The organism is Lentzea sp. NBRC 105346, assembly GCF_030269605.1.
Lineage (GTDB): Bacteria > Actinomycetota > Actinomycetes > Mycobacteriales > Pseudonocardiaceae > Lentzea.
This window is the reverse complement of the sequence record NZ_BSTQ01000015.1, coordinates 83020-96228: the sequence shown is the minus strand read 5'-3', so window position 1 is coordinate 96228 and position 13209 is coordinate 83020. Positions and strand designations below refer to the sequence as shown.

The following is a 13209-nucleotide window of genomic DNA, read 5'->3' as shown; positions in this document are numbered from 1 at the left end:
GCCGGAGCGTAAAACTCGCGCGAGTCTTACGCTCCGGACCCCCATGTCTTACGTTCCGGACCCCTGAGATTTACGTTCAGCTCAACGACACCCAGCCGCGGGCAGCGGCGCGGAGGCCCGCCTGGAAGCGGGTCTCCGCGCCCAGCGTCATCATCAGCCGATGCAGCCGCCGCTGGAACGTCCGATAGCTCAGCCCGAGCTGCTTCGCGATGCTGCGGTCCGGCATACCGGTCGTGAGCAACGCAAGCAGCCGCGCGTCCTGCTCCGACAGCCCGCCGGAGTCCTCCCCGGACGTCAGGCTCAGGGGCACCGCGCGTCCCCACAACGACGAGAACAACGCGCCCAAGGCGTCGAGCAACGCGGACGGATGCACGACCACCGCGCTTTCCAGCGAACTGGGCGTGGTCGACAGCGGCATGATCCCGAGATGGGCGTCGGCGAGCACCATCTTGGTCGGCACGTCGGCGAGCACGCGCGCCTCCTCCCCCAGCGACAGGCCGGCCTCGACGTCCGCGCGCAGGTCGTGCAGGTCCAGCGCCGCGCGTTCGTAGATGCCCCGGAACCGCACACCCTGTTGGAGCAGATCGCGTTCCGCCGGATGGAGTGAGCTGGGCTGGCGCGCGTACGGCGGCTTGTCGACGAACCGCACCTGGGAACGCGCGGTCCGCATCACCTGCTCGACGCGCCGCGAGATCGCGTCCGGGCCGTGTACCACCTCGACCAGTTCGGCGGCATTCCCGCCGACCGCGGCACGAAAGCGTTCCTGCAGCAACGCGGCATGCGCTCGGGCCTGCTTGAGCTCCTCCTCGCGGCGCAGGAAGAACACGCTCAGCGCGACGTCGGGCGCGACCGCGCCGTACTTCGGGCCGGACCGGGTGATGAGTCCCTTGGCGCGCAACGACCGCAGCACCGGCCGCAACTGTTGTCCGGACAGGCCCGACGCGCGTTCGAGCTCGGCCAGTGTCCTGGACGCACTCTCCACGAGGACCTCGTACACCTTCTGCTCTGCGGGACGCAGGCCGATGACGCCGAGCATCCGAACAGTATGCCGACAGCACGCACCCATTGACGCGGGGCCAAAAGCAGGTGTAGACCTGTCACCTGAAAAGGTTTTCAACCTTTTCACGCCGCCGCCGCAGCAGCTGTAACACCCGCATGCCGTTTGTGGCGAAAGGACGGCCCCGATGGCCATCTGGCACTCCCGTCGCGACTTCATCAAGCTCACGGGCGCGGCCGCGGGAGCGGCGCTGCTGTCCAGCACGATCGTCGAAACAGCACACGCGGCACCGGCCTCCCCGTGGGACCAGGTTCCCGACATCCTGGCGAAGATCAAGCCGCCGACGTTCCCGAGCGCCAAGTTCGACATCACGGCCTATGGCGCCAAGGGAGATGGAAAGACCAAGAACACCGAGGCGTTCCGCAAGGCCATCGAGGCGTGCAACAAGGCCGGTGGCGGCCAGGTCGTCGTGCCCGCCGGTAGCTTCCTCACCGGCGCGATCACCTTGCTCAGCAACGTGAACCTGGTGATCGACAAGGGTGCCACGATCAAGTTCAGCACCGACCCCAAGGACTTCCCGCTGGTGTACACGCGCTGGCAGGGAATCGAGTGCATGAACTTCTCGCCGTTCATCTACGCCCGCAAGCAGGAGAACGTCGCGATCACCGGCTCCGGCACGATCGACGGCCAGGGACCGTCCGGCCCGTGGTTCGACTACGACGGCAAGCGCGACCCGGACTGGCAGTCGCTGCAGAAGCAGGCGCTGGACAACAAGCCGGTCACCGAGCGGAAGTTCGGCATGGGGCACTACCTCAAGCCGAACATGGTGCAGCTCTACGAGTGCAAGAACATTCTCATCGAGGGCGTGAACCTCAGGAACTCGGCGATGTGGAATGTCCACCCGGTGCTCTGCACGAACGTGACGGTCCGCAACATCTTCATCTACAGCCGCGGCGGCATGGTCGACGGCTGCGACCCCGAGGCCTCGCAGTACGTCCACATCACCGGCTGCCGGTTCGACACCGGCGACGACGGCATCGCGATCAAGGCGGGCCGCGACATCGACGGCCGGCGGGTCGGCGTGGCCAGCGAGAACATCGTGATCGAGAACTGCTCGTTCGAGGGCCGCTGGGGCGCGCTCACGGCCGGCTCCGAGATGTCCGGCGGCGTGCGCAACGTGTTCTTCCAGGACTGCACGGTGAAGAAGGGCTCGTCCTACAAGCCGTTCCACGTGCTGTACATCAAGACGAACAAGCGGCGCGGCGGCACGGTCGAGAACATCCACGCGCGGCGGATCAAGGCGAGCGACGTCGACCGCGAGGCGATCATGGTGACGCTGAACTACAGCCTCACCGGTCCCGGCTACGGCCCGATCGTGAACCCCAAGGTGCAGAACATCACCGCGGAGAACTTCACCGTCAACGGGGTGAAGAAGACCGCGGTCACGCTGGACGGCCTGTCCGAGTCCCACATCAAGAACGTGACCATCGCGAACAGCGCCTTCACCAACGTCACCACCGCGAAGCCCTCGGTGAAGAACGCCGACGGCACCCAGTTCACGAACGTCACCATCAACGGCAAGCCCGCCTGAGGAGCGTCCCGTGCCCCTGTCTCGAAGAGACTTCGCCCGCGTGTCCGGTCTGGTCGCGGCCGGTGTCCTGCTGACGCCGGGAATCGGCGAGGCCGCACCGGATCCGTGGCGTGAGGTGCCGCGGATCCTGGCGCACATCCGGCCGCCGAAGTTCCGCAAACGCGACTTCGACATCACGGCGTACGGCGCCAAAGGGGACGGGACCACCAAGAACACCGAGGCCATCTACCACGCCATCACGGCGTGTCACCGGGCCGGTGGGGGACGTGTTGTCGTGCCCGCGGGCACGTTCCTCACCGGCGGCATCCGGCTGCTGTCCAATGTGGAGCTCCATGTCGCCGCAGGGGCGACGCTGAAGTTCAGCACCGACCCGAACGACTACCTGCCGCTCGTGCTGACGCGGTGGGAGGGCACGCTCTGCTACAACTACCAGGCGTTCATCTACGCGTTCGAGCAGTGCGACATCGCGGTCACCGGGCCCGGCACGATCGACGGTGACGGGCCCAACGGCCCCTGGCCCGAGTGGCGGGCCGGCGCGACGCCCGAGCTGCGCAAGATGGGCGAGGACGGCGTCCCGGTCGAGCAACGGATCATGGGTCCGGGCAAGAACCTGCGGCCCAACCTCATCCAGTTCTTCCGGTGCCGCAACATCCTCATCGAGAACCTGCTCGTCAAGAACCCGGCCATGTGGTCGTGCCACATGGTGTTCTCGCAGAACATCACCATCCGCAACCTCGAGGTGTACAGCACGAACTCGCAGGGCGACGGCGTCGACCTCGACTCGTGCAGCTACGCCTACGTGGCCGACTCTCGCTTCAACACGAACGACGACTGTGTTGTGGCGAAGTCAGGTCGGGATGCCGACGGACGGCGGGTCGGCATCCCGACCACCCACGTGGTGGTGGAGCGCTGCAGGTTCTCCGGGCGCTGGGGTGGAATCACCGTGGGCAGCGAGATGTCCGGCGGCATCGAGAAGATCTTCGCGCGCGACTGCCTGATCAACTCGCCGGACTTCCCCGGCCGCTACCCGATCAAGCACGCGCTGTACGTCAAGACGAACCAGGACCGCGGCGGCTACGTGCGGGACATCCACCTGAAGAACTTCAAGGGCTGGGGCGTCGAACGGGAGATCCTGTTCGTGTCGATGTTCTACCAGAACGGCGGCACCAAGGGCTTCTTCCCGAAGATCGACGACATCACCGTCGACGGCATGGTCATCGACGGCGGCCGGATCGCCGCGTCCTTCACCGGGTTCGAACAGAGCCACATCCGGGACGTGCAGATCACCAACAGCACGTTCGCGAACATCACCCAGCCCAACGTCATCTCCAACACCGACGGCCTGGTGTTCCGGAACACCACGATCAACGGGCAGCCCGCATGAGGATCGTGCTGGCACTGCTGTTGCTGTGCGCCGGTCTCGCCGCCGCGCCCCCGGTCGCTTCGGCGGGCCGCGGCTGGGACGTCCGGCCCTCGCCGTTCCAGCTGGACCTCGGCAAGACCGGCCAGCGCGAGTCGGGCTTCCGGACGGCCGACGGGACCGAGCACCGGCTGACGGATCTCGTGTCGCAGCACCGGGTTCCGCACGGCTTCAAGTACGTCGTCGCCACCAGCGACCCCGGTCGCGTCGCCGACGTCGTGGTGACGCGCACCCCGCGCGGGCTGCGGGTCGGCACGACGTTCCGGCCGGACACCGGTGTGGCGCAGGTGTTCACCTCGCTCCCGGGCTCGCTCGACGAGCACTACCTCGGCGGCGGCGCGCACACGATGTTCGTCGACCTGCGCGGCAAGGTGCTGCTGAACAAGGCGGTCTTCGTCGGCGCCTCGACCTTCGGCAAGTGCAACAAGAACGGCGCGCCCAGCACGTTCTTCATCAGCAGCGCCGGGTACGGCGTCTACGCCGACACCAAGGCGATCGGCCGCACCGCGTTTCCCGGTGCCGTGGAAGACAACCACTGCAACGACAAGCCGGCTCCGTGTCCGGTGAAGTACGGCGTGCCGGATCGGATCCAGCTGTGCTTCAAGACCGGGAGAATCGACTACGAGGTCTACTCGGGTTCACCGGCGCAGGTGAACTCGGCGTACTTCAAGCGAGTCGGACTACCGACCTTGCCGCCACCGCGCCAGCTGGCGTTGACGAAGTGGCGCGACAAGTACAACCACTCCGACGAGATCGTCGAGGACGTCACGCAGTTCCAGCAGCGGGGCGTGCCGCTGGACACGCTGTGGGTCGACAACCCGTGGGAGCAGGGGCCGGTCGGGGCGCGGCCGACTTACGCGTGCATCGGCGCGTTGAAGTTCGACAAGACGATGTACCCGGACGCGCAGGGCACGATCGACTGGATGAGGTCCCGTGGCGTGAACCTCGGCGTGTGGGTGGCGCCGTTCCTGTCGAAGATGTCGGACGGCAAGGAGTGCCCGCACGACTACCCGGCCGGCTCCTTCGTGCAGTCGGACCGCACCAACGTGTGGGACATCGATCTCACGAACCCGGTGGCGCGGGCGCACTACGAGGCCAAGCTCGAAGCCGTGTTCCGCATGGGCGTGAACATGGTCAAGGGCGACCGCGGCGAGGAGCACAACTTCGAGGAGTCGACGTTCCAGGGCGGGCCCGGGACGTTGATCCACAACCAGTACCCGTTGCTGTACGCGGAATCCGTCGTTCGCATGTTGCGCAAGGTGCACGGCGACAACTACACGACGCTGTTCCGCGCGGGCGGCGACGGGATGCCGACGCAGCTGCGCGGGTTCTGGCAGGCCGACGCGGACATGAGCTTCGACGGGCTGCGTCTCTCGGTGCGGCGCGGGATCAACTCGTGGATCTCCGGGCACCCCGTGCAGGGCTCGGACACCGGCGGGTACCGCAATCTCGGCGGCGGACCGTCGGAGTCGCTCTTCGTGCGGTGGTCGCAGATGTCGGCGGTATCGCCGGTGTTCCAGGTCGGCAGCTCGGGCCGCAACTCGACGCCGTGGGTGTACGACCCGGCGACGTTCGAGCGGTTCCGGCGGGCCGCCGTGCTGCACTACGAGCTGTTCCCCTACCTGTATCGGGCGGCCCGGCAAGCTTCGCGCGACGGCACACCGATCACGCAGCCGATGGCGTTCCAGTACCCGTCGGACGCGGAAGCGTGGAAGGCCGACCAGCAGTTCATGGTCGGTCCCGACCTGCTGGCCGCGCCGGTGACCGCGGACCGCGCGGAGGCCGACGGCGCGGCGGGTCAGCCGACCCCGGTGGACGTTTACTTGCCGCCCGGTAAGTGGGTCGATCTGTTCGCCGGCACGGTCGTCGAGGGCGGACGGCACGTCACCCGGCTGTCCACTCTGGACGAGTTCCCGCTCTACCTACGGGCCGGGTCGGTGGCACCCCTGAACTTCCGCACACCGGACGTGTGGGCGAAGCCGTGGGGTGTCAACGACCTGGACCGCACGGATCGCGCCGGGTGGGTCGTCTCCCCCGACGCGACCGGAACGTTCAGCGCGCTGCGCACCGCGCGGTTCGGCGACCACCTGGTCGTCATGCTGCACGGCGCCCCGGACGAGTCACAGCTCCTCATCCCGGCGAACGTCAAGCGGGTGCTGATCGACGGCAAGCCTCTTCCGTCGTCGTCGATCGAGCAGCTGCGCGGTCAGGACACGGGCTGGACGACGCACAGCGCGCCCGGCTCGTTCGGCGGCACGGTGCTGAAGCTCAAACCCCGACACGGGCACAGCACCGTGCTGCTCACCCTGACCTGACAGCCGCTCCACAGGCGGCTCACAGGAACCGGCCGCACGCTGGTTCCCATGACACCCATCCATAACAGGGGTCTGCAGTTCGACCTGCGCACTCTCCTCGACCGCCGCCGGGCACTCACCCTGCTCGGCGGCGCCGGGCTGACCACCCTGGTCGCCTGCGGCACCCCCGCGACGACCACCTCGACCACGACCGCCGCGGGAACGTGCTCGAACGCAATCCCCCAGGAGACCGCGGGCCCCTACCCCGGCGACGGCTCGAACGGGCCGAACATCCTGACGCGGAGCGGGATCGTGCGCAGCGACATCCGCAGCAGCTTCGGCACCGGCTCCGCCACCGCCGAGGGCGTGCCACTGAAGATCGAGCTGACCGTCCAGAACACGTCCGACGGCTGCAAGCCGTACGCGGGCGCGGCCGTCTACCTGTGGCACTGCGACATCGACGGCCGGTACTCGATGTACTCGCAGGGCATCACGAACGAGAACTACCTGCGCGGCGTCCAGGAGGCCGATTCGTCGGGCAAGGTCACCTTCACCAGCATCTTCCCGGCCGCCTACTCCGGCCGCTGGCCGCATGTCCACTTCGAGGTGTACCCGTCGCTGGCCGAGGCGACCAAGGCGGGCAACAAGATCACCACCTCGCAACTCGCGTTCCCCGAGAACGTCTGCAAGACCGTCTATGGCACCACCGGGTACACGCAGAGCGTGCGCAACCTCGCGCGGACCAGCCTGGACACCGACATGGTGTTCCGCAACGGCCACGACCAGCAGCTCGCCGTGATCACCGGTGACGTCAACTCCGGTTACACCGCAACGCTTTCAGTACCGGTCTAGATAACGTTCGAGCGCGGCCGCCCCGCCGAGCATGGCGAGCCCCCGCGCGGTGAGCCTGCGCTGCCATTCGTCCAGCGCGTTCGACAACGTGTCCGTGCCACCGGCCGTCCGGATCTGCTCGACCACGGTGGCGATGCGGCCCAGCGGATAGCCGCCGCGCCGCAGCAGGTGGGCCAGCTCGGCGTCGCGGACGTCGTCCGCGCGGTAGACGCGATATCCGGTGCGCCGGTCCCGTTCCGGGGTGAGGATGCCGGCCTCCTCCCACTTGCGCAGGGTCGCCGGGGTGACGCGGAGCAGGTGGGCGAGCTCGCCGATGGTCCGCGGGATCGCGGAGTGCTCCGGTGTGTCGCCGGTCAGGTGCCCCACCGCTTTCCGCACCGTGTCAAGGGTTTCGCGGTCGCGGAGCAACTGCAGGTGGCTTCGGTCGATGATCGTCAACGCGGTGTCGGGCTCGTCTTCGTGCAGCGCGATCATGATCTGCCCGGCGGCCGAGTGGCCGTGCGCGGGAATCAGCGCCAGGAACGCGCGCAGCGCCGCCGCGTGCACCTCGGTGTAGACGCGGTAACCGCTGGGCGTGCGCTCGGCGGGCGGGAGGAAGCCGTCGCGCTCGTAGTTGCGGACGGCCTGCGTCGAGAGGCCATGTTCACGGGCCAGGTCGGCTGGTCGCATCGGTTGAGACTTTAACGCAGTTGTACCCGAGCAACGCTGTGAAAGTCTCAACCGAAATTTCAACGATACGGTTGAGACCTATGAGTCAGGACATCACAGCCTTCGCCACAAGTGACCTGCTGGCGTTCGGGGAGCCGGCCCATTGGCAGCCGGCGCACGCCCGCCTGCGCAACGACCTGTTCGCCCAGCTCGTAGACCGGGGCTTCCGGTCGATCGCGCTGGAGACCGATCGCGTGGCCGCCCTCGCGGTGAACGACTTCGTCCAGGAGGGCATCGGCACCCTCGACGCGGTGATGAAGGAAGGCTTCACGCACAACTTCGGCGACTTCGACGCCAACCGGGAACTGGTCGCCTGGATGCGTTCCCACAACGAGAACCGGCCCGCGGACCAGCGGGTGGCCTTCCACGGCTTCGACGGCCCCATGGAGATGATGAACGCCCCGAGCCCGCGGCGTTTCCTCGAACACGCCCGCGACTACCTCGGGCTCGATGTCGATATCGCGGGCCTCGCCGGTGACGACGAACTGTGGTGGCGCACGGAAGCGGTCATGGATCCGGACGTCTCGCTCGGCGACTCCGCGGAGGCGGACCGGCTGCGCGTGATCGCCGACGACATGCTCACCAAGCTGTACGCCCGCGCACCGGAACGGATCGCGGCGACGTCCCGCGCCGAGTGGCAGCGGGCGAAAACACACCTCAGCGCCGGTATCGGCATGCTGCGCTACCACAAGCAGGCCGCTGAGCAGATCGAGGACCGGGTGCGGTGGTCGCTCCTGTCCGCCGTCCGGGACGCGATCATGGCCGAGAACCTCCTCGACATCCGGGACATCGAGGCCGGGCGGGGCACGACGCTGGTGTTCGCGCACAACCGCCATCTGCAGCGCGGCACGAGCACGCTCGAGCTGGGCCCCATGCACATCGACTGGTTCAGCGCGGGCGCCATCGTGTCCGCTCTGGTCGGCGAGCGCTACACGTTCATCGCGGGCAGCCTGGGGAGCAGCGAGACCCTCGGGATCGGCGAGCCCGAGGCGGACACCTACGAAGGCGACCTGCAGAGCCGGATCCCGACGTGGGGCCTGACCACCGAGCTGCCCTCCGGTCGCACGCGCACCGGCATCGACCCGATGACGGGCTACATCCCACTCGACGCGGAGACGCTCGACCGGGCCGACGCGGTCCTGCACATCAGCGGGCGTTAAGCGCCAGCCACAACTCCGCACGCACACCCGGTGAGTCGAGCGAGCGGCCGAGCTGCTCCTCGGCTCGCCGGATGCGGTTCTTCAGCGTGTGCCGGTGCACGCCGAGGCGGGTCGCGGCCGGGTCCCACTGCCCGTGGTGCGCGAGCCACACCCGCAGTGCCTCGCGGGACGTCTCGTCCAGCGGGCGCAGCAACGCCTCCGCGAAACCGTCGGGCACGAAGGACATCACGCTGTCCTCGAACCTGCGGACGCCGGCGTGCTGCGCCCGTTGGGCCTCCAGATACCCCTGCTCGACATCGTGGGTGGGTGACGAGGCGGCCGTGTAGTCGTCAAGGTCGTTTGCCAGCACCACGATCTGTCCGTCCACCTCGGCCCAGAACACGTCGTCCTCGGGCGGTCGCGCGGTGAGGAAGACACGGAACGGTCCGGGTGGCGCGGGGTGAAGTCCGTTGCGCATCAAGCGGAACTGGGCCGCGCGCAGCTCGCGCTGGGCGGCGTCGACGGCGTCGCTCTGCGCGAGCGCCAGCGCCAGCAGCGACGCCGCGGTGTTCACGATGCTGCGGTCCGCGGCGTCCAGCGCGTCCGGCGTGCCGACCGCGAGGAAGCCGCGGGCCTTCGCGCCCAGCAATTGCAGGAACACGTGCTGTCCGTCGATCTCGAACGCCGCGCTGGCCAGCCCTCCCGCCGCCTTGAGCCGGACGATCTCGCGGGAGATGTCCGGTCCGCGTGAAAAACCGTGGACGACCGTGCCGTGGGCGTCGAGCAGCATCACCCAGCCGTCGATCCACTGCCCCAGCCTGCGGACGGTCGCGGCGACGCCGTCCGTGCGCACCGCCGCCCTGGTCAACGCGCGTTGCGCCTCGCTGGTGCGGGTCAGCGCGGCGTACTCGTCCTTCGCGACCGCGCGCGACACGGCCTTGCTGATCGCGATGAACGGCACCTTGCGCGGTACCTCGAGCAACGCGAGGTTCTGTTTCTCCGCGGCCCTGATGAGCTCGGGCGGCACGGTGTCATGGCTCAGCCCGGTGCCGAACCCGAGCCCCACCACGCCCGCGCGCACCAGCCGGTCCACATAGGACTCGAAGTCGGTGAGCGTCAGCCCGGTGGTGAGCAGCAGCTCGCCACCCTCCAGGAACGGCGTCGGGTCGGCCAGCTCGGTGCCGTGCACCCAGCCAACACGACGGTCGGTGTCGCCGGCGAGCACCCGCAGGCGCAGGTCGCGGGCCAGCTCGCCGATGGTCAGAGGCATGTGCCAGTTTGTACATCTTGCACGTACAGATTCGCCACTTCCGATACTGCGCCCGGCTGTGACCAGGAGCATTCTGGGGACATGACCCGCCTGCGCACCGCCATCCCCGGTCCCCGCTCGCTCGAGCTGTCCGCGCGCCGCAAGGCCGCCGTGGCCGCCGGTGTCGGCTCGACGCTGCCCGTGTTCATCGAGTCGGCCGACGACGGCGTGCTGTTCGACGTCGACGGCAACCAGCTCATCGACCTCGGCTCCGGCATCGCCGTGACGAACGTCGGCAACCCGGCGCCCGCGGTCGCCGAGGCCGTGCACACGCAGATCGACAAGTTCAGCCACACCTGCTTCATGATCACGCCGTACGAGGGCTACCTGGAGGTGTGCGAGCAGCTCAACGAGCTGACGCCGGGCGACCACGAGAAGCGGTCGGTGCTGTTCAACTCGGGCGCGGAGGCGGTCGAGAACGCGGTGAAGATCGCGCGGCACGTCACCGGCAGGCAGGCGGTCGTCGTGTTCGACCACGGCTACCACGGCCGCACGAACCTCACGATGGCGCTGACCGCCAAGAACATGCCGTACAAGCACCGCTTCGGCCCGTTCGCGCCCGAGGTGTACCGGGTGCCGCTGTCGTACCCGCTGCACGACGGCCTGTCCGGCGCCGAGGCCGCGGCGAGGGCGATCGGCGCGATCGAGAAGCAGGTCGGCGCGTCCAACGTGGCTGCCGTCGTGATCGAGCCCATCCAGGGCGAGGGCGGCTTCATCGTCCCCGCGCAGGGCTTCCTGGCCGCGCTGGCTTCGTGGTGCCGCGACGCCGGCGCGCTGTTCGTCGCCGACGAGATCCAGACGGGGTTCTGCCGCACCGGCTCGTGGTTCGCGAGCGACCACGAGGGCGTCGTGCCGGACCTCATCACCACGGCGAAGGGCATCGCGGGCGGCCTGCCGCTGGCGGCGGTGACCGGCCGCGCCGACATCCTGGACGCCGTGCACACCGGCGGCCTGGGCGGCACCTACGGCGGCAACCCGGTGGCGTGCGCCGCGGCGCTCGGCGCGATCCGCACCATGCGCGAACGCGACCTCAACGCGGCCGCCCGCCGGATTGAAAACACCGTGTTGCCGCGGCTTCAGGCGGTGGCTTCGCGCAGCTCAGCGATCGCCGAGGTGCGCGGCCGGGGCGCGATGCTCGCGATCGAGTTCACCGAACGGACGCCGGACGTTGCCACGCGCGTAGCCAAGGCTTGCCACGAACAGGGTGTGGTGGTTCTGACCTGCGGAACCTACGGCAACGTGATCCGATTGCTGCCGCCGCTCGTAATCCCGGATGACGTCCTGGCCGAGGGCCTGGACATCCTGGAAGGAGCCCTGTTGTGACCGCTGCCGACATCCCCCACTACATCGACCCGGCCCCGATCGCCGAGCTGCCCCCGATCTGCGGCACCGCCCGCCTCGCCATGGAGCGCCTGCGCGCCGAGGCGGCCGAGCACGCCACCACCCGCCGCCGCGAGGCCGAACAGGCCGAAGGCATCGACTTCTTCCCAGGAGCCCGCGAGTGACCACCCCGTTCCACACCGCCGAAGACGTCGAACGCACCGTGGCCGCCGCACACGCGGTGGCCCCGGACTTCGCGGCCTCCCCCGCCCACGTCCGGGCCACCGCCCTGGACCACGTGTCGCGCCGGCTGGCCGAACGGGCCGAGGAGTTCGCCCAGCTCATCAACGACGAATCCGGCAAACCCCTGAAGTGGGCCCGCCTCGAGGTGAGCCGCGCGGTGTCGACGTTCCGCTGGGCCGCCGAGGAGGCCCGCCGCTTCTCCGGCGAGCTCCAGCGCCTGGACACCGACCCCGCCGCCGAGGGCCGCATCGCCCTCGTCCGGCGGGTCGCGAAGGGCCCGGTCCTGGGCATCGCACCGTTCAACTTCCCGCTGAACCTGGTCGCGCACAAGGTCGCCCCGGCCATCGCCGTCGGCGCCCCGATTGTCCTGAAGCCGGCGCCCGCCACACCACGCATCGCGTTCCTGCTCGCGGAACTGATCGCCGAGACCGACCTCCCCGAGGGCGCGTTCGACGTGCTGCACCTGTCCAATGAGGACACCGCGAAGCTGGTCGAGGACCCGCGCCTGCCCGTCGTGTCGTTCACCGGCAGCGGCCCGGTCGGCTGGGGCATCAAGGACCGCGTGCCGCGCAAGCACGTCACCCTGGAGCTCGGCGGCAACGCGGCCGTCGTCGTCTGCCCGGACTGGACGGACATCGACTGGGCGGCGCAGCGGATCGCGACCTTCGCGATGTACCAGGGCGGCCAGTCGTGCATCTCGGTGCAGCGCGTCTACGCGCACCGCGACGTGTTCGCGCAGCTCAAGGACGCCGTCGTGGCGCACGTCGGCAAGATGGACGCCGCCGCCGAGGTCGGACCGCTGATCAACGAGGCCGCCGCGGAGCGCGTCGAGGCCTGGGTCGACGAGGCCAAGCAGCGCGGCGCCACCGTGCTCACCGGCGGCACGCGCGAGCAACGGGACTACGCCCCGACCGTGCTGACCGACGTGCCCGAGGACGCGAAGGTCAGTGCCGAGGAGGTCTTCGGGCCGGTCGTGGTTCTGTCCGCTGTGGACAGTGTGGAAGAGGCCTACGACAAGGTGAACTCCTCCCGCTACGGCCTGCAGGCCGGCGTGTTCACGACGGACGTGCGCGAGGCGTTCCGCGCCGGACGCCGGCTCGCGGTCGGCGGCGTGATCGTCGGTGACGTGCCGAGCTACCGCGCCGACCAGATGCCGTACGGCGGCGTGAAGGAGTCCGGCGTGGGACGGGAAGGTCTGCGAGCGGCCATGGACGACCTCACCGAGGCTCGGGTGCTGGTGCTGACCGGGCTGGAGCTGTAACGCGAAGCTCCATGCGGAGCCCCAGGGGCCGGCGGACCAGGCAGCCCCAACCCGGTCCGCCGGCGTTACGTTCGC

General features: G+C 68.9%; 11 protein-coding genes. 8 read left to right on the top strand and 3 right to left on the bottom strand.

Going from position 1 to position 13209, the window contains the following annotated elements; translation table 11 throughout:
- Nucleotides 1-76: 76 nt before the first annotated feature.
- Complete coding sequence (locus tag QSK35_RS28970) at nucleotides 77-1036, bottom strand: helix-turn-helix domain-containing protein (protein WP_285750711.1); 960 nt, start codon at nucleotides 1034-1036, stop codon at nucleotides 77-79.
- A 148-nt stretch (nucleotides 1037-1184) separates the two neighbouring features.
- Here QSK35_RS28970 and QSK35_RS28965 point away from each other — a divergent pair, with 148 nt between their 5' ends.
- The 4 genes from QSK35_RS28965 to QSK35_RS28950 are packed head-to-tail and all read left to right on the top strand — an operon-like array spanning nucleotide 1185 to nucleotide 7154.
- A complete protein-coding gene (locus tag QSK35_RS28965; RefSeq protein ID WP_285750710.1) occupies nucleotides 1185-2588 on the top strand; it encodes a glycoside hydrolase family 28 protein in 1404 nt (467 codons plus the stop codon).
- A gap of 10 nt (nucleotides 2589-2598) precedes the next feature.
- On the top strand, nucleotides 2599-3972 hold the full coding sequence (locus tag QSK35_RS28960) for a glycoside hydrolase family 28 protein (RefSeq protein ID WP_285750709.1): 1374 nt from the start codon (nucleotides 2599-2601) through the stop codon (nucleotides 3970-3972).
- On the top strand, nucleotides 3969-6323 hold the full coding sequence (locus QSK35_RS28955; protein WP_285750708.1) for a TIM-barrel domain-containing protein: 2355 nt from the start codon (nucleotides 3969-3971) through the stop codon (nucleotides 6321-6323). Before QSK35_RS28960 ends, QSK35_RS28955 begins: the two co-directional genes overlap by 4 nt.
- A gap of 48 nt (nucleotides 6324-6371) precedes the next feature.
- Nucleotides 6372-7154, top strand: coding sequence for an intradiol ring-cleavage dioxygenase (locus tag QSK35_RS28950; protein ID WP_285750707.1), 783 nt, complete (start codon nucleotides 6372-6374; stop codon nucleotides 7152-7154).
- On the opposite strand, the gene QSK35_RS28945 is transcribed toward QSK35_RS28950, so the two are convergent.
- A complete protein-coding gene (locus QSK35_RS28945; RefSeq protein ID WP_285750706.1) occupies nucleotides 7140-7823 on the bottom strand; it encodes a TioE family transcriptional regulator in 684 nt (227 codons plus the stop codon). The two genes, QSK35_RS28950 and QSK35_RS28945, sit on opposite strands and share 15 nt — an antisense overlap.
- A gap of 80 nt (nucleotides 7824-7903) precedes the next feature.
- Between QSK35_RS28945 and QSK35_RS28940 the strand changes: the two genes are divergently transcribed.
- Nucleotides 7904-9022: an erythromycin esterase family protein gene (locus QSK35_RS28940; RefSeq protein ID WP_285750705.1), complete on the top strand. Its 1119-nt coding sequence runs from the start codon at nucleotides 7904-7906 to the stop codon at nucleotides 9020-9022.
- On the opposite strand, the gene QSK35_RS28935 is transcribed toward QSK35_RS28940, so the two are convergent.
- On the bottom strand, nucleotides 9009-10271 hold the full coding sequence (locus QSK35_RS28935) for a PucR family transcriptional regulator (protein ID WP_285750704.1): 1263 nt from the start codon (nucleotides 10269-10271) through the stop codon (nucleotides 9009-9011). The two genes, QSK35_RS28940 and QSK35_RS28935, sit on opposite strands and share 14 nt — an antisense overlap.
- An 81-nt stretch (nucleotides 10272-10352) precedes the next feature.
- Between QSK35_RS28935 and gabT the strand changes: the two genes are divergently transcribed.
- From gabT to QSK35_RS28920, 3 genes are read left to right on the top strand one after another with little or no spacing between them, the layout of a single operon-like run.
- On the top strand, nucleotides 10353-11633 hold the full coding sequence (gabT, locus tag QSK35_RS28930) for a 4-aminobutyrate--2-oxoglutarate transaminase (RefSeq protein ID WP_285750703.1): 1281 nt from the start codon (nucleotides 10353-10355) through the stop codon (nucleotides 11631-11633).
- A complete protein-coding gene (locus tag QSK35_RS28925) occupies nucleotides 11630-11815 on the top strand; it encodes a hypothetical protein (protein ID WP_285750702.1) in 186 nt (61 codons plus the stop codon). Before gabT ends, QSK35_RS28925 begins: the two co-directional genes overlap by 4 nt.
- The gene (locus QSK35_RS28920; protein ID WP_285750701.1) at nucleotides 11812-13134 is read left to right on the top strand and encodes an aldehyde dehydrogenase family protein; all 1323 of its coding nucleotides are present in this window, start codon (nucleotides 11812-11814) and stop codon (nucleotides 13132-13134) included. Before QSK35_RS28925 ends, QSK35_RS28920 begins: the two co-directional genes overlap by 4 nt.
- Nucleotides 13135-13209 lie beyond the last annotated feature (75 nt).